We start from the raw sequence: 23837 nt of genomic DNA, 5'->3' as shown, positions 1-23837 counted from the left end.
TGCGCTGCGCTCGGTGGACCCGGCGTGAGGGGCGGGGAGGCCTCCAGTACCTTGTACGCGTGCCAGAGCCGTCCCCCACTCGCCCCAAGCGCCGCGGCCGCCTCGTCCGTCTCGGTGCGGCCCTGTTGGTCCTGTCCGGCGTCGCCGCCTATCTCGTGGTGCAGTACGTCACCGGAGGCCCGGGCGCGAGAGGCTGCAGAGTGGTCTCCGGCACGGGCGACGGGGCGTCGTACGAGTTCACGCCCGAGCAGGCGGTGAACGCGGCGACGATCGCCGCCGTCGGCACCGGGCGGGGCATGCCCGAGCGGGCGGTGACCATCGCGCTGGCGACCGCCATCCAGGAGTCGGGGCTGCGCAACATCGAGCACGGCGACCGGGATTCCCTGGGGCTGTTCCAGCAGCGGCCCTCGCAGGGCTGGGGCACCGAGCAGCAGGTCATGGACCCGGCGTACGCGGCGGGCATCTTCTACGCGCACCTGGCCAGGGTGCCCGACTACACCGACCTGCCGCTGACGGTGGCCGCGCAGCGGGTGCAGCGCAGCGGTTACCCGGAGGCGTACGCCAAGCACGAGCCGGACGCCACACTGCTGGCGGCCGCGCTGACCGGGCACTCGGCGGCCTCGCTGACCTGCGACGGGCGCCCGGAGCGTAGCGCGGAGGCGACCGGGCCCGACGCGGTACGGGCCGCGCTGGTGCGGGACTTCGGGCGGGACGCGCTGCAGGAGACCGGGGCCGAGGTGGGCGGTACGGAGGTTCCGTCGCCGTCGCCGTCCCCGAGCGTGACCGCGACGGCGCACGGGCGGACCGTGACCGTGCCGGTGGCCGAGGGCCGCAGGACGGACAGCGGCGGCCGCGACGAGCGGGAGCGGGGCTGGCAGCTGGCGCAGTGGGCCGTGGCCAACTCCTCGTCCCTGCACATCCAGCGGGTGGCGTACGCGGGGCGCGAGTGGACCGCCGGGAGCAACGGCGGTCAGTGGCGCACGGCCGGGACACCGGGGGCCGCGGGGGCGGAGCGGTCCGCCGGGGCGGTCCGGATCATCACCGGACAGTAGTACGGCGGCTCACTCGGCCGGGTTGTACGGCTGCGGGGTGGGCGTGTCTTCCCACGGATTTCGGCGTGGATTCGGGATCCCTTGGAAATCAAGGGCTGTAAGGATTCTGCGGGTTCGCACAACAGCACTCTTTGCCCGTTTTTATCCACAAACGATAATGCGATGCGTTATCCATTCTTTACCTTTGGCCTCCGCAACCTTCGTCGGCTTCGAGTCGGTAGTCACGGCGTCCGAGTCCGGACACACTCACTGTTCTCCACCCGTCGAATGGAGCATCATGTCCCTCCCCCTGACCCGCCGGATCGCTCGTGCCGCGCTGCTCGTCGCAGCGGGAGCGGCCGCCGGGGTCGGTGCGGCCGGCTCTGCCGGCGCGGCCACGAACCTGCCGGCCGTGCCCGCGAACCTCGGCGGTGTGACCGCCCTGGACGGGGCGCACGTCGGCAACACCGTCGACGGTGCGGCACAGAACGTCACCGGCCTGGCGGGCAACGCGGGCAGCAAGGCGGTCAAGCAGGCGGTGCCGGCCGCGGGCAAGACCGGTGGTGGCGCCGTGAAGAAGACGACGCCCGCGGTGCAGAAGGCCGCGGGAGACGCGGCCGGGACCGCGGGGGGTGCCCTCGGGGCCACCGCGGCCGGCGTGACGAAGGGCGGGCTGCCGACCGAGGGACTCACCAAGGGTGGGCTGCCCACCTCGTCCCTGCCCACGTCGTCCCTGCCGACGAAGGGTCTGCCGCTGGGCGGCTGAGCGCCTGGCGCCGACGGCCGACGGGGTCCAGGGGTTCCTGGGCCCCGTCGGTCTTTGCGTGCCTACGTCGGCAGGGGTGGGACGGTGTCCGGGCGGCTCCCGGCGCTGCGGGCCGCGCCCACCCGTTCCGCCCTGCGGAACGACTGCCCACGGCGGCGGGAGCGGCGGCAGGGGGTCACGTCGTCAGGCGGGTCACCGCCGCGCGGACCCTCTCGTCCGTTGCCGTGAAGGCCACGCGTACGAAGTTCTCGCCCGCCTCGCCGTAGAAGTCGCCCGGGGCCACGAGGATGCCCAGGTCGGCCAGGTGGGACACCGTGGTCCAGCAGGACTCGCCCCGGGTCGCCCAGAGGTAGAGGCTGGCCTCGCTGTGTTCGATGCGGAAGCCGTGGTCCAGGAGGGCGTCGCGCAGGAGGGCGCGGCGGGCCGCGTAGCGCCCGCGCTGGACGTGGACGTGCTCGTCGTCGCCCAGGGCCGCCACCACCGCCGCCTGCGTCGGCGCCGAGGTCATCATGCCGCCGTGCTTGCGGATCTCCAGGAGGGGCCCCAGGACCGCCGGGTCGCCGGCCACGAAGGCGGCTCGGTAGCCGGCCAGGTTGGACCGCTTGGAGAGGGAGTGGACGGCGAGGATGCCGTCGTAGGAGCCGCCGTTGACGTCGGGGTGCAGGACCGAGACCGGGTCGGCCTCCCAGCCCAGCTCCAGGTAGCACTCGTCGGAGACGAGCAGGACGCCGTGCTCGCGGGCCCAGGCGACGATGCCGGTCAGCTCGTCCTTGCCGAGGACCCTGCCGGTGGGGTTGGAGGGCGAGTTCAGCCAGAGGAGCTTCAGGTTCGCCGGGTCCAGCTCGCGCGGGTCGTCGTAGACCTCGTACGCGGCGCGGGCCAGGCGGGCGCCGACCTCGTAGGTCGGGTACGCCAGGCGCGGGTAGGCCACCCTGTCGCCGGGGCCGAGGCCCAGCTGGGTCGGCAGCCAGGCGACCAGCTCCTTGGAGCCGACGATCGGCAGGACGTGGCGGTGGGTGACCCCACGGGCGCCCAGACGGCGCTCCAGCCAGCCGGTGATCGCGTCACGCAGCGCGGGGGTGCCCCAGACCGTCGGGTAGCCGGGCGAGTCGGCCGCGTCGACCAGGGCCTTCTGGATCAGTTCGGGGACCGGGTCGACCGGGGTGCCGACGGACAGGTCGACGATGCCGTCCGGGTGCGCGGCGGCCGTCTTCTTGTACGGCTCAAGCTTGTCCCAGGGGAACGTCGGAAGACGGTCGGAGACTGCGGACACGGGATCTTGCTCGCTTTCGTCGGTACGGCAAACGCCTCGGTCCCGTACGGCGCGATCCGGGCGATCGGGCTGTACGGGCCGAGGCGAAGGTGGCGGGCCTTTCGGCCGCTCGACCGGTTGCTAGGCCTGCGGGGGCAGCGCGGCGATGAAGGGGTGGTCGCGCTCGATCAGACCCAGCTTGCTGGCACCACCGGGAGAGCCCAGCTCGTCGAAGAACTCGACGTTCGCCTTGTAGTAGTCCTTCCACTCCTCCGGAGTGTCGTCCTCGTAGAAGATCGCCTCGACCGGGCAGACCGGCTCACAGGCACCACAGTCGACGCATTCGTCCGGGTGGATGTACAAGGACCGTGAGCCCTCGTAGATGCAGTCGACCGGGCACTCTTCGATGCACGCCTTGTCCTTCACGTCGACACAAGGCTGCGCGATGACGTAGGTCACGCTGTCGTTCCTCCTCGATAGGGCGCTGGCGGGCCTCCACAGGCTCCGCCGCCTGGCGCGCGGGAGCGCGGCGTCGTCGATGCCCGCCCCTAGTATCTCCGTTCCGGGGCATGATCCATACAGGAGGGGTGAACTGACCAGTGGAAATCTCGGCGAAAGGGCGCTTCGAGGTCCGTATCACCGCTGCTGACGTGGGCAAACGGGTGTCAGTACGGCGCTTGAGCGAACCTGGAGCGGCGGCGGAGAAGTTCACCGACACGGTGGGTGTTCTCACATCATGGGACGACGGAGTGCTCGTGATCACACGGCGGGACGGGCAGAGTGTCCGGATCCCGGAGTCCGTGCTGGTCGCGGGCAAGGTGGTGCCGGCCGCGCCGGCCCGCCGCCGGGGTCCGGCCGCGAGCTACCAGGAGCTGGCGCGGATCGCCGCGCGCGGGTGGCGGCCGGTGGAGAGCGAGTCGCTCGGCGAGTGGGAACTGCGGGCCGCCGGCGGGTTCACGCGGCGGGCCAACAGTGTGCTGCCGCTCGGTGATCCCGGGCTTCCGCTCGATGAGGCACTGACGGCCGTGAGGCGCTGGTACGCCGAGCGCGGCCTGCCCGCCTACGCGCAGACCGCCACCGGCGCCGAGGGCACGCAGGAGCTGCTGTGCGCGGAGCTGGAGCGTCGCGGCTGGGTGCGGGAGGTGACCGCCGAGCTGTGGACCGGGGCGCTGGCACCGGTGGCGGACCGGGCCGAGGGCACCGGCGTGGAGCTGTCCCGGGAGGCGGACGAGGCGTGGCTCTCGCGGTACGGCCGCAAGGGGGAGAGCGAGGTGGCCCTCCGGGTGCTGAACGGCGGACCGTCGGTGTGGTTCGCGACCGTGCCCGGTGCGGCCGGGGAGCGGCCGGCGGCGATCGGGCGGTGCGTGGTGGACGGACGCTGGGCCGGCTTCGCCGCCGTCGAGGTCGATCCCGCCCGGCGACAGCAGGGGCTGGCCACCGAGGTGATGGCCGCGCTGGCCCGCCGCGCCCTGGACGAGGGCGCCTCGGCGGCCTGGCTCCAGGTGGAGGACGACAACGAGGCGGCCCGCGCCCTGTACGCCGGTCTCGGCTTCGCCCCGCACCACGCGTACCACCACTACCGGGCGCCGCAGGAGAGCGGCGACGAGCCCGCTCGCCCGGCTCCGGAGAACACTCGCGTCGAAGGGTCGTAGGGATCGCTGTGGACGGGCATGAGCCAGGCATGCGGCACCGTTCTCTTCCGCCCCCGTATCCGCCCCCGCCGGAGCGGTCCGCCGAGGTGCGGCGGCGGTTCGGGGAGGAGGCGCGGTCGGAGCGGCCGGATCTGTCGGCGCTGTGCCTGCTGATCGGTGCCGAGGCGGACGGGACGCTGGACGAGGACGGGATCGACGCGGCCCAGCTGGAGCTGGACCGGCTGGCCGGACTCCTGCCGTACCGCCCGGGCGGGCCGCAGGCGTGGGCGCAGGCGCTGTGCCGGCTGCTGGGCGAGCGCTACGAGTTCCACGGGACCCCGTCCGACTACCAGCGGCTGGAGTGCTCGCTGCTGCACGAGGTGCTGCGGCGGCGCCGCGGGCTGCCGATCCTGCTGTCGGTGGTGTGGATGGAGGTGGCGAGACGGGCGGGCGCCCCGGTGTACGGGGTCGCGCTGCCGGGGCACTTCGTGGTCGGGTTCGGGGCGGCGGAGGAGCAGGTGCTGGCCGATCCTTTCGCCGGCGGGAAGGTGCTGACCGGGACGGATGCCGAGCTGCTCGTGGCGGGGGCGACGGGGGCGGCGCTGCAGCCGTCGATGCTGGTGCCCGCGACTACCCTGGAGGTCGTGCAGCGCATCCTGAACAACATCCGGGCGTGGGCCTCGGCCCGGCCCGAGCGGTCGGACGTCGCGCTGCGGGCCGTGGAGTTGAGCCTGCTGCTGCCCGCGCATCCGGCCCGGTTGCGCTACGAGCGCGGTCAGCTGCTGGTGCAGCGCGGTGAGTTCACGGCGGGGGCCGAGGAGCTGGACGCGTACGCCCACCTGATCGAGGTCGTCGACGACTCGGCTGCCCGCAAGGTGCGGCAGCAGGCGCACACGGCCCGGTCGATGCTCAACTGAGCCCTCAGAGCCAGCCCTTCTCCCGCGCTATCCGCACCGCCTCCGCCCGGTTCCGCACCGCGAGCTTCTGGATGGCCGTGGAGAGGTAGTTGCGGACCGTGCCCTGGGAGAGGTGAAGGGCCTTGGCCAGCTCCGCGTTGGTGGAGCCGTCGGCCGCCGCACGGAGCACCTCGCGCTCCCGGTCGGTGAGGGGGTTGGCGCCCTCGGCCAGCGCGGCCGCGGCCAGGGTGGGATCGATGACCCGCTCTCCGGCCAGCACCTTGCGGACCGCGTCGGCGAGTTGGGCGGCCGGTGCGTCCTTGACGAGGAACGCGTCGGCGCCCGCCTCCATGGCGCTGCGCAGATAGCCGGGGCGGCCGAAGGTCGTGAGGACGACGAGCTTGACCGCGGGGTACTCGCGGTGCACCCGGGCCGCCGCCTCGATGCCGGTGCAGCCGGGCATCTCGATGTCGAGCAGCGCCACGTCGACACCGTGCGCGCCGACGGCCGCCAGCACCTCGTCCCCGCGCGCGACCTGGGCGACGACCTCGATGTCGTCCTCCAGGCCGAGAAGTGCGGCCAGCGCCTCGCGGACCATCGACTGGTCCTCGGCCAGCAGGACCTTGATCGTGCTCGTCATGTCCCGGATCCTAGTGCCCCGGCCGACACCGTTCGCCCGTCAAGGAGCGAACGCTGCCGGCCGGGGCACTAGGCCCTGTCGTCAAATTCCCGTCTGCCCCACGACGCCTGGCACGCACTCTCGCCGCACCGGGCGAAAGCCCAAGTACGTCCAGTACGAGGACTTCCGCCCGGCACACCGAGAGCACGCACCAGACGCCGCGAGGCCGCCCTTCGGGCGACGACGGGAATTTGACGACAGGACCTAGGCGGCCGCAGGTACCCGGGCGACCAGCCGGAACCCGTGCTTGACCCGGCCCGCCTCCAGCGTGCCGCCGGCCTTCTCCAGACGCTCGGTCAGGCCGGTCAGACCGTTGCCCGGGCCGTTGCCGGAACCGCCGGCTCCGTTGTCCTCGACACAGAGTTCGAGGACCGGGCCGTCCAGGGTCTGGCGGCGCAGGACCTGTACGACGCACCGGTCGGCGCCGCTGTGCCGGACCACGTTGGTGACCGCTTCGCGCAGCGCCCAGGCGAGGGCGGACTCGGCCTCCTCCGGGATGCCGGCGAGGTCGGATTCCGCGGGCACCTCGGCCGCCACCCCGGCGGCGGTCAGCGCGACCTGGGTGCCGGCGAGCTCGGCGGCGAGGCGGGGGCGGCGGTAGCCGGTGACGGCCTCGCGGACGTCTACCAGGGCCTGGCGGCTGACCTGTTCGATGTCGGCGACCTGCTGGGCGGCCTTGTCGGGGTGACCGGGCAGCATCCGGCCGGCCAGCTCGCTCTTCAGCGTGATCAGCGAGAGCGAGTGGCCCAGCAGGTCGTGCAGGTCGCGGGCGAGACGCAGCCGCTCCTCGTTGGCGGCGAGCTGGGCGACGGTGGCCCGGGCCTTGCGCAACTCGATGGTCGTCCGCACCAGCTGGCCGACGCCGGTCATCGCGAACCCGATGAGCACCACCAGGATGAGCAGGTCCCAGGCGTCCTCGGTGCCGACGTGCAGCCCGACGAGCATCATCAGGCCGCCCGTGCCCGGGATCGCCCAGTACGCCGCCCGCAGCGGGAGGGTGATCCCGCAGGCGACGGAGACGTAGCAGTACAGGCCGAGCCAGGGCGCCCCGAACGTGAAGCTCAGCAGAGTGGCGAGCACACCCAGGGCGACGACCAGGCCGGCCACGCGCCGCGGCTCCGCCGGTGTGCCCATGTTCCGGAAGACCAGCGCCAGATAGACCCCGACGAAGACCGTCAGGCCCAGCCCGCCGGCCACGGTCCCCGCGGTGGTGTGGTTCCCCGAGACGAGGTCGTGGACCGGAGAACTGAGGAAGACCAGCCAGACACCGACCCACAGCACTTTGCGCCGCAGCATGCCGCGCCGGTTGGCGAAGTCCTGCCCCAGGGGGACCAGCGGGTCTTCCGTCATGGTGCTCACGCCTTCAGCGTGTCCTTCCGGTACAGCCAGGCCGCGCCGCCCGCGAAGAGGACGAAGGAGACGACGAGGATGGCGATGTCCTTGGCTTCCGGAGCCTGGCTCTGTTCGATCGCCCGCCCCAGAGCAGCGTACGCGTGCGTGGGGAGCCACTTGGCTATGTCCTGGAGCCAGTGCGGGAAGCTCGTGGTCGGCATCCACAGGCCGCCCAGCATCGACATGCCGAAGTAGATGATCATCGTGATCGGGCGGACCGCGTCCCCGCTGGCGAGGTAGCCGATGGCGACGCCGAGGGCGGCGAAGACGAGGCTGCCGGCCCAGATGGCGCCGGTGAGGGCGAGCCACTGCCAGGCGTCGAGCCGTACGTCCTTCACGGCCGCGGCGACGACGAAGACGACGACGATCGACGGGAGGCTGACGACGGCCGCGCCGGCGGTCTTCGCGAGGACGTAGCCGCGCCCCGGGAGGGTGGTCAGCCGCAGCTGCCGCACCCAGCCGCTCTCGCGCTCCTTGGCGATGCGCTCGCTGTTGCCCATCAGGACGGCGGTCAGCGCGCCGAAGGAGGCCATGGAGACCATCATGTAGGTCGGCAGGGTGAGGCCGGAGCCCTCGATCTTCGTCTTGGAGTCGGCGTTGCCCGCGATGAGCAGGAACAGGGCCGCGGGGAAGATCACCGAGAAGAACAGGAACTTGCGGTTGCGCAGGGAGCGGGCGACTTCGAGCTTGATCAGGCTGTTCATGACTGCTTGGCCTCCTCGGCCTCCGTGATGGCGACGAAGGCCTGCTCCAGGCCGAGGCCGGCGACTTCGAGGTTGCGGGGGTAGACGCCCAGGCCGTACAGGGCGTGGACGGTCGCGTCGGCGTCGGAGGACTGGATGCGGACGGTCTGGCCCGATACGTCGACGGAGGTGAGGAAGGGCAGGCCGCGCAGGGCCGCCTCGTCGATGGTCCCCTCCAGGTCGAAGGAGACCCGGCGGGCGCCCGCCTTGGCCTTGATCTCGGCGGCGGTGCCGTCGGCGAGGAGGCGGCCGCGGTGCAGCACGAGCACCCGGTCGGCGATGGCGTCGGCCTCTTCGAGGTAGTGGGTGGCGAAGAGGACCGTACGGCCCTGGTCGGCCTGTTCCCGCATGGTGGCCCAGAAGGCCTGGCGGGCGGAGACGTCCATGCCGGTGGTCGGCTCGTCCAGGACGATCAGATCGCTGTCGCCCGCGGTGGCGAGCGCGAAGCGCACGCGCTGGGCCTGGCCGCCGGAGAGCTTGTTGACCTTGCGGTCGGCGATCTGCGTGAGGCTCGCGCGGGCGAGGACGTCGGCGGCCTTGTACGGCTTCGGGTGCAGCGAGCAAGCCAGCTTCACCAGCTCGACGACGGTGACCTCGTCCATCAGCCCGCCGCTCTGCAGCATGGCCCCGACCCGTCCGGCGACGATCGCCTCGCGCGGGCTGGTCCCGAACACGCTCACCGTGCCGCTGTCGGCCTGCTTGAGGCCGAGGAGCAGGTCGAGGGTGGTGGACTTGCCGGCCCCGTTCGGGCCGAGGAGGGCGACGGTCTCGCCCGGGTACAGCCGGAGCGAGAGCCCGTCGACGGCTCGGTTGCTCCCGTACGTCTTGGTCACCTGGTCGAACCCGACCACCGGGGTGGTGGTGGCCGGTGCCGCTGTCGTTGTCATGCCCACCATGCTGGCGGTGGGGGCCCTGGACGCGGCAGTGTCGCAGGTCCCCAGTGCCGGATGACAGATGTCATGCGGTTCGGGTGACACCCGCGCAGGGGGCGCCCGGCGGACGCCCCCTGCCGGTCGTGCTAGCTCGGGTTCGTGGGGATGACCGCGACCCGGTTGGTCCTGCTCATCAGTGCCTGCCGCAGAGCGACGTAGACGTCCTGCGGTGTGACGGCCGTCTTCTTGCCGTTGGCCCGGGTGATGAGCACGCCGTCGAAGGCCTGGCCGTACAGCCGCTTCAGGGCCACCAGGTCGGGCTTGTCGGTCAGCTTGCCGTCGGGAGTGGCCTCCACCCTGAGGAACTTCCACAGCGAGTTCTGCGGACTCATCGGGACCGAGTGCGCCGCGTCCGTCTGGACCGTGACGCGGGCCGACATCGCCGGTTCGGCGAAGGCCTTCATCTCGCGGTCGACCTCGGCGTTCGAGACCGTCGGCTGCTTGGTGGTCGTCGGCACGGTCACCGGGTTCGCCGTGTCCGTCTCCACCAGCGTGCGGTAGGCCTGTTCGACCGCCTGGGTCGACCGGGCCGCGTCGATGGCCTTGCCCGCCCTGCCGTAGACGGCCACGGCCTTGCCGGCCTTGAACGTGATGGTGCCGTCGGCGACGGCGCCGGAGCCCGAACCGCCGTCGGCCTGCTCGAGCGCGGCCTGGAGCTTCTCCTCGTCGACCGGCATGACCGGCTCGATCTCCCGCTTCTGGCCGAAGAGGGAGCCGATCACGGAGACCGGGTTGTAGTCGCTCTTCGCGGCATCGCTCACGGTGCTCTGGAAGTCGAACTGCAGGCCCGCGTTGTCCGGCGTCAGGGACACCGTCCGGCCGCCCACGGAGAGCTTCAGCGGCTTGGCGACCCGGCTGCCGAAGGCGTCGTCGAGCTTCTTGACGGCCTCGTCACGGGTGCCGCCGCCGATGTCGACACCGAGGACGGTGGTGCCCTTGGGCACATCGGTGTGGTTCATCAGCAGGCCGGCGCCGTAGGCACCGCCCGCGAGGAGGAACACGCCGACGCCGAGCAGCATGACCTTGCTGCGGCCCTTCTTCTTCGGCTTGGCCGCGGCCTTGGGCTGCGGGGCCGGTTCGGGCAGCTTGGGCGCCGTGTGCGGCACCGGGCCGTCGGAGTGCGCGGCACCGAACGGGGCGTTCCCCGCGGACGGGACGACCGGGATGCCGCTGGTGACGGTGTGCCCGGAGACGTTGTCCGGGGCGCGGAAGCCGGGCGTGCCCGGTCCGGGAGCCGGCTTCTGCGGCGTGAGGATCGCGGTGTCGTCGCCGAGGCCGCCGCCGGGTGCCGTGCCGGGGACGGGGAAGGCGCCGGGGGCGAGCGGACCGCCCTGGCCCGCCTGGCCGTTCGCGGCGCCGGGCATCTGGTGACTACCGGTGTCGTAGCCGCCGGGTCGCTGGTGGCTGCCGGTGTCGTAGCCGCCGGGTCGCTGGTGGCTGCCGGTGTCGTAGCCACCGGGCATCTGGTGACTGCCGGTGTCGTAGCCGCCCGGAGAGTCGAAGGACTCGCCGAGGTCCCGGTCCAGGTCGCTGAGCGAGCTGCGCGGGGCGGCCGGCGGGACGAACGGTCCGTCGCCGGTGACCGGTCCGCCGGTCGGGCCCGCGGGGCCCTGCGGGCCGCGCCCGCCCCTGCCGTTCGGCCCGTTGAAGCCGCTGGGACCGCCGGGGCCGCCGGACGCGCTCGCGCCGGGGCCGGCGCCGATTCCGCCCGCGCCGCCGCTCTCCGCGAAGTACGGCAGGTCGTCGCGGCTCGGTTCACCGCCGCCGGTCGCGCCGGGGCGGGAGCCGCCGCGCGGGCCCGCGGCCAGCGCCTCGGTCACGTCGAAGGAACCGGTGCCGCCGCCGTGTCCCGGGGCCACGGGGCCGCCGGTGGCGCTGGGCAGGCCCGAGCCGTTCGTACCGCCGGGGCGGGAGCCGCCGGGCACGCTCATGGAGCCGACCACACCGCCGGGGCGGGTGCCGCCGGCACCCGGACCGCTCGGCTGGGCGCCCGGTTTGACCGGCGCGGCGGCGGAACCGCCGGGCGTCCCGGCACCGTTCGTGCCGCCGGCGCCCGGACCGCCCTTGGGAGCGCCGGACTTGCGGGGCGCGAACCAGTCGCTGCGCTTCTCCTCGGCCTGCGGGGCGGGATCGGCGGGGGATTCGACGGTGCTGGTGGACGCCGCGGCGGCGGGGGCCGGCCGGGTGTCGGCGCCGGAGTCGTCCGCGGCGGCATCGCCGTCGCCGACGGGCTTGCGCACGACGACCGGCGGGATGGGCCGGGATCCGGGGATGTTGATCCGGATCCGCGTCGTCAGCGTGGTCTCGGTCTTGCGCTCCTCGGGCGGGGTGGCCGAACGGCCCGCGTCCGCGCCGGCGTCGGAAGCCATGGGGGTTCCGTACGGCGGCGTCCCCGAGGGGTATGCGGCTCCGCCGGACCCGTTGGGCCCGGAGGACGGAGTGTCAGTTTCACGACTCAAGGCAGGTTCTCCCGGTTGGCTCCGCCGCCCGTTACGTCCTCAGCGGGCAGCTCGGCGGCGCGCACCACCATACTGGCCACGTCTGGCGCGTATCCCATGACCGCCGAGGAAACCCACACCGGACTCGCACGTGCGCCGCACGGCGAAGTGGTACGTCACTTGCCAAGTCGGGTGGGGCCGTCGACAGGTTGCCGTCCGGGGGCAACGGTGGCGCAGATCACAGCGAGGGCCATACCGCCGAGCAGGAAGAGGTAGGAGCCGACTCCCGCGCCGAACAGGAAGTCGCCCTCGGGGCGGGTGGCGGTGAGCAGGACGACGGTGACGATCCAGCCGGCCACCGGCGCGACCGCCCCGGCCCGGCCGCCGAGGGCGTACGCCCCGCCGAGGAACAGCCCGCCGGCGCCCGCGAGGGCGAGCAGCAGCCCGCCCGGGAACCAGGCGGCCTGGACCAGGGCTCCGGCGAGCCCGACGATCGCCCCGAGCAGGAACAGCCCGAGGTAGGCGGCCATCCGCCCGACCGGGGGCCGCCGCATCGGCTGGGCCAGCATCGAGCCGCGTCCGGCGGTGCTCATGACGTCTCCCCGGTGGCGATGCCGGCGAACAGGTCGGTCTCCCCGGGCTGTGCCCGGCCGCGCACCAACTCGTAGTACTCGGTGGTGAACAGCGGCTGGGCCAGTTCGTTGGAGAGCGCGAAGTACGGCTCGGCCACGTCGATCTGGGTGGCGTGGGCGCGCATCGCGGCGGCCTTGGCGGCGGCGTGGGCGCTGCCGTCGACCGCGGTGGTGATCCGCTCGTCGTCGACCACGCCGGGCACGTCGGCCAGGGAGGCGCTCTTCGCGAACGGGAGGCTCGGCAGGTCGTCCTGGAGGCGGGCGAAGGCCGCCTCGGCGACGGAGCGCGGGACCCGGTTCCAGTAGACCTTCTCGATCCGGTGTCCCTGTTCGGCCGCCAGCTCGACGGCCCGCATGGCCACGCGGTGGGCCTGGATGTGGTCCGGGTGGCCGTATCCGCCGTCGTCGTCGTACGTGACGAGGACCTGCGGGCGGACCCCCAGGATCACCTCGACGAGCGACCGGGCGGCCTCGTCCAGGTCGGCCTGCCAGAAGCAGGCGGGGTCCTCGTTGTCGGGAATGCCCATCATGCCGGAGTCGCCGTAGCGGCCCGCACCGCCGAGCAGCCGCAGGTCCGCGACGCCCAGCTCGCGCAGGGCGGCGCTCAGCTCACCGCGCCGGTGTGCGCCCAGCGCGGCGCCGGCCAGATGCCGCAGCTCGGGCGGGATGACCTCGCCGCGCTCCCCCAGGGTGCAGGTGACCAGGGTCACGTGGGCACCCTCGGCCGCGTACCTGGCCATGGTCGCGCCGTTGTTGATCGACTCGTCGTCCGGGTGCGCGTGCACCAGCAGCAGACGCCGGGCGGGCAGCAGTACCGTCATGGGTCCACCCTACGAGGCGGCGGCGCTTCCCTCGGCCACCTCCGCCCGGGGCGCCGTCGACCACTCACCACCAGGGCGCCCGGCCGTGACCGGCAGAGCGCCGCCGACCGTCCACCGGGCGGCGGCCGCCTCAGAACTTGATGTTGCCGATCATGCTGGCGACGTTCGTCGTCAGCTCACTGATCGTGGGCGCGACGGTCGAGGAGGCGAGGTAGAAGCCGAGCAGCACGCAGACAATTGCATGACCGCCCTTCAGACCCGACTTCTTGATCAACAAGAAGACGATGATCGCCAGCAGCACCACCGCCGAAATCGAGAGTGCCACGGCGGATCACCTCCAAAGATCCCGGGGACGCGGGGGGTTCGGACTATGGGGGTTGTCACTCGGTTGTAGATCGGTAGAGCAACTTCATGCACACGCCAGCAGGTTCATACCCACTCAGCGGTAGCGATCATAACTATCCGTACTCGCGCATCGCTCGGCGCACGGCCGCACAAGGGGGCGCATGGCCAATATGGTCGGGGTATGACGACCGAGGCTGACTCCTTCCCCCGTCGGCACGCCCGCACGCAGCGGTTCACGCTCGGCGCGCCGCGTGCGTTCACCGTGGCACCCGACGGTTCGCGTGTCGCGTTCCTGCGTTCGGGCTCCGGCACCGACCGGGCCAACTCCCTGTGGATCCTGGATCCGACGGACGGCGCCGAGCGCCTGGCGGCCGATCCGCACGCCCTCCTGGAGGGTGCGTCGGAACAGCTCTCGCCCGAGGAGCGGGCGCGCCGGGAGCGCAGTCGGGAGGGTGGGTCCGGCATCGTCGGCTACGCCACCGACGCGGCCGTGGAGTTGGCGTCTTTCGCCTTGTCAGGGAGGCTTTTCACGGCCGAGCTGCGGGCCGGTACGGCGCGCGAACTCCGGGTCCCCGCACCGGTGATCGACCCGCGTCCGGCGCCGGACGGGCGGCACATCGCGTACGTGGCGCAGGGCGCGCTGCGGGTGACGGGCGCCGAGGGCTCGGACGACCGGGCGCTGGCCGAACCGGAGGCCGACCAGGTCACCTATGGACTCGCCGAGTTCATCGCGGCCGAGGAAATGGGGCGTTCGCGCGGATTCTGGTGGGCGCCGGAGTCGGACCGGCTGCTGGTGGCGCGGGTGGACGACACGCCGGTGCAGCGGTGGTGGATCGCCGACCCGGCCCACCCGGAGCGTGAGCCACAACACGTCGCGTACCCTGCGGCCGGGACGGAGAACGCGGACGTACGCCTGTTCGTGATCGGCCTCGACGGCAGCCGCACGGAGATCGCCTGGGATCGTGCGCGCTATCCGTATCTGGCGCATGTGCACTGGTCAGAGGCGGGTGCCCCGCTGCTCCTGGTACAGGCCCGGGACCAGCGCAGCCAGGTGTTCCTGGCGGTGGACCCGGACTCGGGTTCGACCCGGATGGTGCATGCGGATGAAGATCCAACATGGCTGGAACTTTTCGCCGGAGTGCCCTGCTGGAGCCCGTCCGGGCAGCTTGTCCGGATCGCGGACGAGGGTGGCGCCCGAGTGCTGACGGTGGGCGAACGGCCTCTGACCGGACCGCAGTTGCACATCCGTGCGGTACTCGACGTGACGGCCGACGACGTGCTGGTTTCGGCATCGGCGGGCGAGGAGGCGGAGTCCCCGGAGACCGGCGAGGTCCATGTCTACCGGGTGAACGAACTCGGTGTGGAGCGCGTCTCGCAGGAGCCCGGGGTGCACTCGGCGGTGCGCGCCGGGGGCGTGACGGTACTGGCCACCGCGACACTCGACAGCCCGGGCACCCACGTCCAGGTACTGCGTGACGGAAAACGAACGGCGACTGTCCGGTCCTGCGCCGAAGTTCCCGGTTTGTCGCCGCGGGTGACTCTCACCGAGGGGGGCGCACGCAGAATTCCGTGCGCCGTGCTTATGCCTACGGACTACACCGGTGACACGCCCCTGCCCGTGCTCCTGGACCCCTACGGCGGTCCGCACGGCCCGCGCGTGGTGGCCGCACACAACGCGCATCTGACCTCGCAGTGGTTCGCCGACCAGGGCTTCGCGGTGATCGTCGCCGACGGCCGGGGCACGCCGGGCCGCTCGCCGGCCTGGGAGAAGGAGGTCCACCGCGACTTCACGCTCACCCTGGACGACCAGATCGAGGCCCTCCAGGACCTGGCCGGGCGCTACCCCCTCGACCTCTCCCGGGTCGCCGTCCGCGGCTGGTCCTACGGCGGCTACCTGGCCGCCCTCGCCGTCCTGCGCCGCCCCGACGTCATCCACGCGGGCATCGCGGGCGCCCCGGTGACGGACTGGCGCCTCTACGACACCCACTACACCGAGCGCTACCTCGGCAACCCGGTCGAGGACCCGGCGACGTACACGCACAACTCCCTGGTCACCGACGAGGGCCTCTCCTCCCCCGCCGAGCCGCACCGCCCCCTGATGATCATCCACGGCCTGGCCGACGACAACGTGGTGGCGGCCCACACCCTGCGCCTCTCCTCGGCCCTCCTCGCCGCGGGCCGCCCCCATGAGGTGCTCCCCCTGTCCGGCGTCACGCACATGACCCCCCAGGAACAGGTCGCGGAGAACCTGCTCCTGCTCCAGGTGGACTTCCTCCGGCGTTCGCTGGCACAACCGGGCAAAAACGCATGAACTGCGTTTACACGCAGGCAACTTCACGGAAGCGGCACCGATATACGGACGCGCGAGGCTGAACAGCGTACGGCCGTGCGGGTGCCGTAAGCGGGCCGGGGATGCACCATGTCACCCCGGCCCGTTGCCGTTCCCCGCGGGCTCCTCCGGCGGGACCGTCCGCCCCGGGGCGGAGTGCCTGATCGGCAGTGTCTCCGCGAAATGACAGGCCGAGTCGTGCGCTGCGGGGCCGGGTGTGCGGCGGAAGTCCTCGGGGACCGCCAGGAGCGGTACCTCCAGGGTGCAGCGCTCCCGGGCCTTCCAGCAGCGGGTGCGGAAGCGGCAGCCCGAGGGGATCTTCGTCGGGGACGGGACGTCGCCGGCGAGGATGATCCGCTCACGGTGGTCGCGGGCCTCGGGGTCGGGGACCGGGACCGCGGAGAGGAGCGCCTGGGTGTAGGGGTGGGTCGGGTGGTCGTAGATCTCGGCGTCCCTGCCGATCTCCACGATGCGGCCCAGGTACATGACCCCGACCCGGTCCGAGATGTGCCGGACGATCGACAGGTCGTGCGCGATGAAGACGTAGGAGAGGTCGAACTCCGACTGGAGGCGGTCCAGCAGGTTGATCACCTGGGCCTGGACCGAGACGTCCAGAGCGGAGACCGGTTCGTCGGCGACGATCACCTCGGGGCGCAGGGCCAGCCCCCGCGCGATGCCGATGCGCTGGCGCTGGCCGCCGGAGAACTGGTGCGGGTAGCGGTTGATGTACTCGGGGTTGAGGCCGACCACGTCCAGCAGCTCCTGCACCCTGCGGCGGCGGTCGCCCTTCGGGGCGGCTTCCGGGTGGATCTCGTACGGCTCCCCGATGATGTCCCCGACCGTCATCCGGGGGTTGAGGGAGGTGTACGGGTCCTGGAAGACCATCTGGATGTTGCGGCGCACCGCCTTCAGGGCCCGGCCGGACAGGCGGGTGATGTCCTCGCCCTTGAACCTGATCGAGCCGACCGTCGGCCGTTCCAGGCTGCACAGCATCTTCGCCACCGTCGACTTGCCGCAGCCAGACTCCCCGACGATGCCGAGGGTCTCTCCCTTGGTGAGGGCGAAGTCGACGCCGTCGACCGCCTTCACCGCGCCGACCTGCTTCTTGAACAGGATTCCGCGCGTCAGCGGGTAGTGCTTGACGAGGCCGCTGACCTCCAGGACCGGCTCAGCCATGCAGGCACTCCCTCCAGAAGTGGCAGGCGCTGCCGCGCTCCTCGGAGACCTCGTGGAGCGGGGGCACGTCGGTGCGGCACACGTCCTGGGCCATCGGGCACCGGGGGTGGAAGGCGCAGCCGGGCGGGATGTCCATGAGGTTCGGCGGCAGGCCCTTGATGGCGTACAGCTCCTGCCCCTTCTGGTCCAGGCGGGGGATGGAGTCCAGCAGGCCGCGGGTGTAGGGGTGGGCGGGCGCCTTGTAGATGTCGTGGACGGGGGCCGACTCGACGATCCTGCCCGCGTACATCACGGCGATCCGGTCGGCCACGTCCGCGACGACGCCCAGGTCGTGAGTGATCAGGATCAGGCCCATGTGGTACTCGCGCTGCAGCTCCGCGAGCAGTTCCATGACCTGGGCCTGGACGGTGACGTCCAGGGCGGTGGTGGGCTCGTCGGCGATGATCAGGGCCGGCTGGAGCGCGAGAGCCATCGCGATCATGATGCGCTGGCGCATACCGCCGGAGAACTGGTGCGGGTAGTCCCCGACCCGCTCCCCGGCGGCCGGGATGCGCACCCGGTCCATCAGCTCGACGGCCTTGGCCCGCGCGTCCTTCTTCGACATCCCCCGGTGCACCACGAACATCTCGCCGAGCTGGTCGCCCACGGAGAGCACGGGGTTGAGCGCCGACAGGGCGTCCTGGAAGATCATCGCCATTCCGGCGCCCCGGATCCTGCGTCGTTCCTCCTCCTTCAGCTTCAGCACGTCCTCGCCCCGGAAGAGGATCTCGCCCCCGGTGATCCGCCCGGGCGGCATGTCGAGGATGCCCATGACGGCCTGCGCGGTGACCGACTTGCCGGAGCCGGACTCGCCGAGCACGGCGAGCGTCTCCCCCGCGTCCACGCCGTAGCTGACGCCGTTGACGGCCTTGGCGACCCCGTCCTGGGTCCGGAACTCCACGTGCAGGTCGCGGACTTCGAGCAGCACGGCGGCTCACCTCGGCTTCGGATCGGGGGCGTCGCGCACCGCGTCGCCGGGCATGGTGAAGGCCGGCGCCGTGCTCGCCGCGGCGCCGGAGAGCCACCGGCGGGCCCGCGCCGGCACACGGCTCCGCCGCTCCGCCCGCGGCCCCGACCCCACGCGCACATCACCCACTTCGACCGGCACAGCAGCTCACCTCAGCTTCGGATCGAGGGCGTCGCGCACCGCGTCGCCGAGCATGATGAAGGCCAGGACCGTGAGGGCGAGGGCTCCCGAGGGCCACAGCAGGGCGTGCGGGGCGGTGCGGATGTAGGGGGAGGCCGCGGAGATGTCGATGCCCCAGGAGATGTTCGGGGGTTTCAGCCCGACGCCGAGGTACGACAGGGTCGCCTCCAGCGTGATGTACGTGCCGAGCGCGATGGTCGCCACGACGATCACCGGCGCGACCGCGTTGGGCGCGATGTGCCGCATCAGAATGCGGGAGCTGGAGGCGCCGAGGGAGCGGGCGGCCTGGACGTAGTCGTTCTGCTTGGCCGTGATGACCGAGCCGCGCGCGATACGGGCGATCTGCGGCCAGCCGAGCAGCACCATGAACCCGATGACCGGCCAGACCGTGTTGCTGGTCACCACGGAGAGCAGGACGAGGCCGCCGAGGACGACCGGGATGGCGAAGAAGATGTCGGTGACGCGGGACAGCACCGAGTCCCCCAGGCCGCCGTAGAAGCCCGCGAGCGCGCCGAGCACCGACCCGAGCACGGCGACGCCCAGCGTGGCGCACACGCCCACTGTGACGGACGTACGGGCGCCGTAGACGGTCCGTGTGTAGACGTTGCAGCCCTGGCCGTCGTACCCGAAGGGGGCTCCCGGCTGTGAGCCCTGCTGGGCCTTGGACAGGTTGCAGGTGAGGGGGCTGCCGGAGGCGATCGCCGAGGGCCACAGGGAGATGAAGACCAGGAAGAGGATCACCAGCCCCGAGATGATGAAGACGGGGTTGCGGCGCAGGTCGCGCCAGGCGTCGGACCAGAGGCTGCGGGGTTTGCCCGCCGGGCCGGTCCCTACTGGTCCCCCTGGTGCCCGTCCGCCGGGGGCGGCTGGTGCATGCTGCTCCAGCGTCTCCGCTTCGCTCGCCGCCAGGTCCATCCCGCCGCCCGCGCCGGTGGGCGCGATCGCGCGATCGGGGTCGTACGGCTGCTCAGGCATAGCGGATCCTCGGGTCGAGTACGGCGTAGAGCAGGTCGACGAGCAGGTTGGCGATGAGGAAGACCAGGACCAGGATCGTCACGAAGCCGACCACGGTCTGGGTGTTCTGCCGGACGATGCCCTGGTAGAGCTGGTAGCCGACGCCGTGGATGTTGAAGATCCGCTCGGTGAGGATCGCGCCGCCCATCAGCGCGCCGATGTCGGCGCCGATGAAGGTGACGACGGGGATGAGCGAGTTGCGCAGCAGGTGCCGGGTGACGACGCGGTGCCTGGGCAGGCCTTTCGCGATGGCCGTACGGACGTAGTCGGACCGCTTGTTCTCCGCGACGGAGGTGCGGGTCAGCCGGGTGACGTACGCGAGGGAGACGGAGGCGAGGACGAGGCCGGGCACGATCAGCTCGTCGAAGGGGGCCTCCGGCGAGACGGACGGCTGGATCCAGCCCCACTGGACGCCGAGGAGGAGCTGGAGCAGCAGGCCGGTGACGAAGACGGGCACGGAGATGACGACCAGGGTGCCGAGGAGCACGCCCGTGTCGAGGGGCCGCCCGCGGCGCAGGCCCGAGAACACGCCCAGGGTGATCCCGATGACGATCTCGAAGAGGATCGCGACGATCGTCAGCCGGATGGTCGGCGGAAACGCCGTCGCCATCAGCTCGGTGACGGGCTGGCCGTTGAAGGCGGTACCGAAGTCGCCGGTGAAGATGTGCCCCATGTACGTGAGGTACTGCTGCGGGAAGACCGGCTTGTCGAGCCCGTACTCCTTCCTGAGCTGGGCGGCCGTCGCCGGGTCGCAGGCCCGCTCGCCGCAGAGCCCGGCGATGGGGTCGCCCATCACGTTCACCATCAGGAAGATCAGCAGGGTGGCCCCGACGAAGACCGGGATCATCTGGAGCAGCCGCCGGACGACGTAGCGCCCCATGGCGGCTCAGCCGACCTTGATCTCGTTGTAGACCGGGACGCTGAACGGGTTGAGCGCCACGTTGGACAGCCGCGGGGAGTAGCCCGCGCTGCCGTTCTGGTACCAGAGCGGGATGGCGGCCATGTTGTCCCGGACGACCTCCTCGGCCTTCTGGAAGGTGGAGACGGCCTTGCCGGTGTCCGTCTGGGCGTTGGCCTGGTCGACGAGCCGGTCGAAGTCCTTGTCGGACCACTTGCCGTCGTTGGAGGAGGCGTTGGTGTAGTAGAGCGGCTGGAGGAAGTTCTGGATGAGCGGGTAGTCCATCTGCCAGCCCGCCCGGAACGGGCCGCTCATCTTGTGCTGCCCGATCTGGTTGCGGAAGTCGGCGAACGTGCCGACGGGGTTGCCGACGCATGCCTTGTCGTTGCCGAGCGCGTTGTTGATGGAGTTGCACACGGCGTCGATCCACTCCTTGTGGGAGCCCGTGTCCGCGTTGTACGTGATCTTGACCTGGCCGCCGGGGAGCCCGCCGCCCTCCTGGATCAGCTTCTTGGCCTCGGCCGGGTCGTACTCGCAGGCCTTGCCGCACAGGCCGTCCTGGAAGCCTCCGGCCGTGCCGAGGACCGGGGAGGTCCAGTCGGTGGCGGGGGTGCGGGTCTTCTGGAAGATCGTGTCGGTGATCTGCTTGCGGTCGATCGCCATGGACAGACCGGTGCGGACCTTCTCCGAGCCCGCCTTGTTCCAGGCCGGGCCGTAGTACGGGAAGGCGAGGGTCTGGATGATGCCGGCGGGCGTGTTGATGTACCGGCCGCCCAGGTCGCTCCTGACGTTCTTCAGCTGCGGGGCGGGGACGTCGTCGACGAGGTCGAGGTTGCCGGCCATCAGGTCGGTGTAGGCGGTGTTGTTGTCGGTGTAGACCTTCAGGGTCACACCGTTGTTCTGTGCCTTGTCCGGGCCCGGGTAGCCGTCCCACTTCTTCAGGGCCATCTGCGAGCCCTTCGTGTAGGACTCGATGGCGTAGGGCCCGTTGCCGACCGGCTTGCTCAGCCAGGCCGAGTGGTCGGTGAAGAACGACTGCGGCAGCGGGGCGAAGGCCACGTAGCCGAGGGTGTCCGGGAAGCTGGAGAACTTCTGGTTGAGCTTGACGGTGAACGTGTGGTCGTCCACCACCTTCAGGCCCGAGAGGGTGTCGGCGCTCTGCGACCCGCTGTCGGGGTGGACCTTGTCGTAGCCCTCGATGTAGCCGAAGAAGTAGGCGTTCTTCTGGTTGTTCTTCAGGCTCGCGCCGTAGTTCCAGGCGTCCACGAAGGACTTGGCGGTCACCTTCTCGCCGTTGGAGAAGGTCCAGCCGTCCTTCACCTTGACGGTGAAGTTCTGCGAGTCCTTCGTGTCGATGCTCTCGGCGAGCATGTCCTTGGCCTGGCCGGTCTTCGGGTCGTACCGCTTCAGCCCGCGGAAGACCATGTCGAGGACCTTGCCGCCCTGCACCTCGTTGGTGTTGGAGGGCTCCAGCGGGTTCTGCGGGTCGCCCCAGGAGGAGCTGAGCACCCCGGGGGCGGTCCCGCCGCTCGTGTCCGCGCCGCCCCCGCAGGCCGCCGCGGCGAGCGCCACCGCCACCGCGCCGGCGGCCCGTCCGGCATGCCTGGCTCCGCGCATGGGGGTACCTCCTCGTGGTCGCGCAGGGTGCGCTCTGCCGCCGATGCCCTCGTCAGAAAGGGCGCTGATACGTTATCGGCCAATATCACACCAAAAGGTGCACCACGCATGCGTTCCCTCTCCTTCGAGGAAAGGTGTGGCAGACGGAGTACACGGAATCGCGAAATCGCTTACCCGCCACCCGGACCAGCGGGCAGACTCCCGGCATGGTCGATCGTGTTTTCCGTGACGTCGAACTCGCCGCGCTGTACGAGAGGTTGAACCCATGGGGCTCCGGTGACGACTTCTACCTGGAGCTCGTGACAGCGGCCGGATCGGTCCTCGACCTCGGCTGCGGAACGGGCCGGCTGCTGCGCGCCGCCCGGGAGGCCGGGCACCGGGGACGGCTCACCGGCATGGATCCGGCGGCCGCCATGCTCGTGCAGGCGCGGCGGGCGGAGCCGGACATCGAATGGGTGCTCGGGGACTTCACGACGCACCGGTGGGAGGGGGCGTTCGACCTGGTCGTGATGACCGGTCACGCCTTCCAGGAACTCCTCGGGGACGAGCAGGTGCGCAGCACGCTGCGCGGGGCGCGCCGGGCGCTGGCCGACGGCGGCCAGTTCGTCTTCGAGACCCGGAATCCGGCCGCCCGGGCCTGGGAGCGCTGGACCCCGGACCGGGTGTACGAGTTCACCGACGAGGACGGCGCCCCCGTGCGCGTGTGGCACGAGGCCGAGCCGGACCTCGTCGGGGACCGGATGACGTTCACCGAGACCTACGCCGGGGCGCGCTGGGAACAGCCGCAGGTGTGCCGGAGCACCCTGCGGTTCCTGGACGCCGACGCGCTGGACGGCTTCCTCGGCGAGGCCGGACTGGCCGTCGCCGAGCGCTACGGGGACTGGGGGCGGGGGCCCCTGGCCCCCGCCCCCAGTCCCGAGATCATCACCGTGGCAACGGCCGCGGATCAGTCCTCGGAGGCGTGCTCCTCCAGCGACTTCAGCGCCGGGTCGAGGACGACGTCCTCGTCACGCTGAGTGGTCGGCTCCTCCGGGAAGTGGCAGGCCGTCAGGTGGCCGTCCCGGTTCCCGGAGATCTGGACCAGCGGCGGCTCCTCGGTCGCGCACTTGTCCTGGGCCTTCCAGCAGCGGGTGCGGAAGCGGCAGCCGGACGGCGGGGAGATCGGCGAGGGGACGTCACCGGAGAGCCGGATCCGCTCGCGGTCCTCGTCCTCGACCCCGACCTCGGGGACGGCCGACAGCAGGGCGTGCGTGTACGGGTGGCGGGGCCGGTTGTAGATCGCCTCCCGGTCGCCGACCTCGACCACCTTGCCGAGGTACATCACCGCGACGCGCTGCGAGAAGTGCCGCACGATGGCGAGGTCGTGGGCGATGAACAGGAACGCGATGCCCAGTTCCTTCTGAACCTCCTGGAGCAGGTTCACCACCTGCGCCTGGATGGACACGTCGAGCGCGGAGACCGGCTCGTCCGCCACGATCAGCTTCGGGTTCAGCGCCAGGGCGCGGGCGACGCCGATGCGCTGACGCTGACCGCCGGAGAACTCGTGCGGGAAGCGGTTGTAGTGCTCCGGGTTCAGGCCGACGAGCTCCAGCAGCTCCCGGACCTTCTTCTCCCGGCCGCCCGCGGGCTCGATCCCGTTGACCTCCATCGGCGACTTGATGATCGTGCCGACGGTCTGGCGCGGGTTCAGCGAGGAGTACGGGTCCTGGAAGATCATCTGGATCTCGGACCGCACGGGCGCCAGCTGGCGGCGCGAGGCGCGGGTGATGTCCTGCCCGGCATAGGTGATGCTGCCGCCGGTCGGCTCCAGCAGGCGGGTGATGAGCCGGCCCGTGGTCGACTTGCCGCAGCCGGACTCGCCGACCAGACCGACGCTCTCGCCGACGCCGACGGTCAGGTCGATGCCGTCGACGGCCTGCACCGCGCCGACCTTCCGCTTGATCGGAAAGCCGCCGTAGATCGGGAAGTGCTTGGTCAGGCCCTTGACCTCGAGGAGGGTCTCCGACGAGGTCGCGGTGGAACCCTGCTGTTCGGGGAGGGTGAGGTTGTCGCTCATGTC

Annotated in this window: 22 protein-coding genes; 6 read left to right on the top strand and 16 right to left on the bottom strand. The window is 71.6% G+C overall.

Going from position 1 to position 23837, the window contains the following annotated elements; genetic code table 11:
- The first annotated feature begins 59 nt into the window (after positions 1 to 59).
- Together FB157_RS33710 and FB157_RS33705 are read left to right on the top strand one after the other, a co-directional pair.
- The gene (locus FB157_RS33710) at positions 60 to 1052 is read left to right on the top strand and encodes a heavy metal transporter (protein ID WP_186581808.1); all 993 of its coding nucleotides are present in this window, start codon (positions 60 to 62) and stop codon (positions 1050 to 1052) included.
- 277 nt (positions 1053 to 1329) lie between these two features.
- Complete coding sequence (locus FB157_RS33705) at positions 1330 to 1797, top strand: ATP-binding protein (RefSeq protein ID WP_145884459.1); 468 nt, start codon at positions 1330 to 1332, stop codon at positions 1795 to 1797.
- Between the two features lie 175 nt (positions 1798 to 1972).
- On the opposite strand, the gene FB157_RS33700 is transcribed toward FB157_RS33705, so the two are convergent.
- Positions 1973 to 3070 carry a bifunctional succinyldiaminopimelate transaminase/glutamate-prephenate aminotransferase gene (locus FB157_RS33700; protein WP_145884458.1) on the bottom strand — a complete coding sequence of 366 codons (1098 nt, stop codon included), beginning with the start codon at positions 3068 to 3070 and terminating at the stop codon, positions 1973 to 1975.
- 120 nt (positions 3071 to 3190) lie between these two features.
- Positions 3191 to 3508, bottom strand: coding sequence for a ferredoxin (fdxA, locus tag FB157_RS33695; protein ID WP_010047804.1), 318 nt, complete (start codon positions 3506 to 3508; stop codon positions 3191 to 3193).
- Between the two features lie 140 nt (positions 3509 to 3648).
- Between fdxA and FB157_RS33690 the strand changes: the two genes are divergently transcribed.
- Together FB157_RS33690 and FB157_RS33685 are read left to right on the top strand one after the other, a co-directional pair.
- Positions 3649 to 4701: a GNAT family N-acetyltransferase gene (locus FB157_RS33690; protein WP_145884457.1), complete on the top strand. Its 1053-nt coding sequence runs from the start codon at positions 3649 to 3651 to the stop codon at positions 4699 to 4701.
- Between the two features lie 29 nt (positions 4702 to 4730).
- A complete protein-coding gene (locus FB157_RS33685; RefSeq protein WP_145884456.1) occupies positions 4731 to 5597 on the top strand; it encodes a transglutaminase-like domain-containing protein in 867 nt (288 codons plus the stop codon).
- A gap of 4 nt (positions 5598 to 5601) precedes the next feature.
- Here the strand turns inward: FB157_RS33685 and FB157_RS33680 are convergent, their stop codons facing one another.
- The 8 genes from FB157_RS33680 to FB157_RS33635 form a co-directional block, all read right to left on the bottom strand.
- Positions 5602 to 6216: a response regulator transcription factor gene (locus FB157_RS33680; protein ID WP_145884455.1), complete on the bottom strand. Its 615-nt coding sequence runs from the start codon at positions 6214 to 6216 to the stop codon at positions 5602 to 5604.
- Between the two features lie 243 nt (positions 6217 to 6459).
- Positions 6460 to 7605, bottom strand: coding sequence for a sensor histidine kinase (locus tag FB157_RS33670; protein ID WP_145884484.1), 1146 nt, complete (start codon positions 7603 to 7605; stop codon positions 6460 to 6462).
- Positions 7606 to 7610: 5 nt separating this feature from the next.
- Positions 7611 to 8351 carry an ABC transporter permease gene (locus FB157_RS33665; protein ID WP_145884454.1) on the bottom strand — a complete coding sequence of 247 codons (741 nt, stop codon included), beginning with the start codon at positions 8349 to 8351 and terminating at the stop codon, positions 7611 to 7613.
- Positions 8348 to 9277 carry an ABC transporter ATP-binding protein gene (locus FB157_RS33660; RefSeq protein ID WP_186581807.1) on the bottom strand — a complete coding sequence of 310 codons (930 nt, stop codon included), beginning with the start codon at positions 9275 to 9277 and terminating at the stop codon, positions 8348 to 8350. Before FB157_RS33660 ends, FB157_RS33665 begins: the two co-directional genes overlap by 4 nt.
- A gap of 131 nt (positions 9278 to 9408) precedes the next feature.
- Complete coding sequence (locus FB157_RS47635; protein ID WP_186581806.1) at positions 9409 to 11781, bottom strand: hypothetical protein; 2373 nt, start codon at positions 11779 to 11781, stop codon at positions 9409 to 9411.
- 155 nt (positions 11782 to 11936) lie between these two features.
- Entirely contained in the window at positions 11937 to 12353 is a 417-nt protein-coding gene (locus FB157_RS33645) for a DUF6113 family protein (protein ID WP_145884452.1), read from the bottom strand.
- The gene (mshB, locus tag FB157_RS33640; protein WP_145884451.1) at positions 12350 to 13213 is read right to left on the bottom strand and encodes an N-acetyl-1-D-myo-inositol-2-amino-2-deoxy-alpha-D-glucopyranoside deacetylase; all 864 of its coding nucleotides are present in this window, start codon (positions 13211 to 13213) and stop codon (positions 12350 to 12352) included. The genes FB157_RS33645 and mshB overlap by 4 nt, the downstream gene beginning before the upstream one ends.
- Positions 13214 to 13343: 130 nt before the next feature.
- Positions 13344 to 13538 carry a hypothetical protein gene (locus tag FB157_RS33635; protein WP_145884450.1) on the bottom strand — a complete coding sequence of 65 codons (195 nt, stop codon included), beginning with the start codon at positions 13536 to 13538 and terminating at the stop codon, positions 13344 to 13346.
- Positions 13539 to 13739: 201 nt separating this feature from the next.
- Here FB157_RS33635 and FB157_RS33630 point away from each other — a divergent pair, with 201 nt between their 5' ends.
- Positions 13740 to 15869, top strand: a complete 2130-nt coding sequence (locus FB157_RS33630; RefSeq protein ID WP_145884449.1) for an alpha/beta fold hydrolase — start codon at positions 13740 to 13742, stop codon at positions 15867 to 15869.
- Between the two features lie 111 nt (positions 15870 to 15980).
- Here FB157_RS33630 and FB157_RS33625 read toward each other — a convergent pair whose 3' ends face one another.
- The 5 genes from FB157_RS33625 to FB157_RS33605 form a co-directional block, all read right to left on the bottom strand.
- The gene (locus FB157_RS33625) at positions 15981 to 17063 is read right to left on the bottom strand and encodes an ABC transporter ATP-binding protein (RefSeq protein ID WP_145884448.1); all 1083 of its coding nucleotides are present in this window, start codon (positions 17061 to 17063) and stop codon (positions 15981 to 15983) included.
- Positions 17056 to 18030, bottom strand: a complete 975-nt coding sequence (locus FB157_RS33620) for an ABC transporter ATP-binding protein (protein WP_145884447.1) — start codon at positions 18028 to 18030, stop codon at positions 17056 to 17058. Before FB157_RS33620 ends, FB157_RS33625 begins: the two co-directional genes overlap by 8 nt.
- Positions 18031 to 18216: 186 nt before the next feature.
- Positions 18217 to 19224 (bottom strand): ABC transporter permease, encoded by a 1008-nt coding sequence (locus tag FB157_RS33615; RefSeq protein WP_145884446.1) that lies wholly within the window; start codon positions 19222 to 19224, stop codon positions 18217 to 18219.
- A complete protein-coding gene (locus FB157_RS33610; protein ID WP_145884445.1) occupies positions 19217 to 20143 on the bottom strand; it encodes an ABC transporter permease in 927 nt (308 codons plus the stop codon). Before FB157_RS33610 ends, FB157_RS33615 begins: the two co-directional genes overlap by 8 nt.
- Positions 20144 to 20149: 6 nt before the next feature.
- Positions 20150 to 21778, bottom strand: a complete 1629-nt coding sequence (locus FB157_RS33605) for an ABC transporter substrate-binding protein (RefSeq protein WP_145884444.1) — start codon at positions 21776 to 21778, stop codon at positions 20150 to 20152.
- A 206-nt stretch (positions 21779 to 21984) separates the two neighbouring features.
- On the opposite strand from FB157_RS33605, the gene FB157_RS33600 reads away from it, so the two are divergent.
- Entirely contained in the window at positions 21985 to 22794 is an 810-nt protein-coding gene (locus FB157_RS33600) for a trans-aconitate 2-methyltransferase (protein ID WP_145884443.1), read from the top strand.
- Here the strand turns inward: FB157_RS33600 and FB157_RS33595 are convergent.
- Positions 22725 to 23834 carry an ABC transporter ATP-binding protein gene (locus FB157_RS33595; RefSeq protein WP_145884442.1) on the bottom strand — a complete coding sequence of 370 codons (1110 nt, stop codon included), beginning with the start codon at positions 23832 to 23834 and terminating at the stop codon, positions 22725 to 22727. The two genes, FB157_RS33600 and FB157_RS33595, sit on opposite strands and share 70 nt — an antisense overlap.
- Between the last annotated feature and the right edge of the window lie 3 nt (positions 23835 to 23837).

The organism is Streptomyces sp. BK340 (assembly GCF_007827595.1).
Taxonomy (GTDB): domain Bacteria; phylum Actinomycetota; class Actinomycetes; order Streptomycetales; family Streptomycetaceae; genus Streptomyces.
The sequence above is the reverse complement of the archived record's forward strand: the minus strand, read 5'-3'. Positions and strand labels throughout refer to the sequence as shown.

What these genes read in the sequence shown, in the direction of transcription:
- FB157_RS33705 (WP_145884459.1), top strand. Translation starts at nt 1,330, where the DNA reads ATGTCCCTCCCCCTGACCCGCCGGATCGCTCGTGCCGCGCTGCTCGTC.
- FB157_RS33685 (WP_145884456.1), top strand. Translation starts at nt 4,731, where the DNA reads ATGCGGCACCGTTCTCTTCCGCCCCCGTATCCGCCCCCGCCGGAGCGG.
- FB157_RS33680 (WP_145884455.1), bottom strand. Translation starts at nt 6,216, where the DNA reads ATGACGAGCACGATCAAGGTCCTGCTGGCCGAGGACCAGTCGATGGTC.
- FB157_RS33670 (WP_145884484.1), bottom strand. Translation starts at nt 7,605, where the DNA reads ATGACGGAAGACCCGCTGGTCCCCCTGGGGCAGGACTTCGCCAACCGG.
- FB157_RS33665 (WP_145884454.1), bottom strand. Translation starts at nt 8,351, where the DNA reads ATGAACAGCCTGATCAAGCTCGAAGTCGCCCGCTCCCTGCGCAACCGC.
- FB157_RS33660 (WP_186581807.1), bottom strand. Translation starts at nt 9,277, where the DNA reads ATGACAACGACAGCGGCACCGGCCACCACCACCCCGGTGGTCGGGTTC.
- FB157_RS33645 (WP_145884452.1), bottom strand. Translation starts at nt 12,353, where the DNA reads ATGAGCACCGCCGGACGCGGCTCGATGCTGGCCCAGCCGATGCGGCGG.
- mshB (WP_145884451.1), bottom strand. Translation starts at nt 13,213, where the DNA reads ATGACGGTACTGCTGCCCGCCCGGCGTCTGCTGCTGGTGCACGCGCAC.
- FB157_RS33630 (WP_145884449.1), top strand. Translation starts at nt 13,740, where the DNA reads ATGACGACCGAGGCTGACTCCTTCCCCCGTCGGCACGCCCGCACGCAG.
- FB157_RS33625 (WP_145884448.1), bottom strand. Translation starts at nt 17,063, where the DNA reads ATGGCTGAGCCGGTCCTGGAGGTCAGCGGCCTCGTCAAGCACTACCCG.
- FB157_RS33615 (WP_145884446.1), bottom strand. Translation starts at nt 19,224, where the DNA reads ATGCCTGAGCAGCCGTACGACCCCGATCGCGCGATCGCGCCCACCGGC.
- FB157_RS33610 (WP_145884445.1), bottom strand. Translation starts at nt 20,143, where the DNA reads ATGGGGCGCTACGTCGTCCGGCGGCTGCTCCAGATGATCCCGGTCTTC.
- FB157_RS33605 (WP_145884444.1), bottom strand. Translation starts at nt 21,778, where the DNA reads ATGCGCGGAGCCAGGCATGCCGGACGGGCCGCCGGCGCGGTGGCGGTG.
- FB157_RS33600 (WP_145884443.1), top strand. Translation starts at nt 21,985, where the DNA reads ATGGTCGATCGTGTTTTCCGTGACGTCGAACTCGCCGCGCTGTACGAG.
- FB157_RS33595 (WP_145884442.1), bottom strand. Translation starts at nt 23,834, where the DNA reads ATGAGCGACAACCTCACCCTCCCCGAACAGCAGGGTTCCACCGCGACC.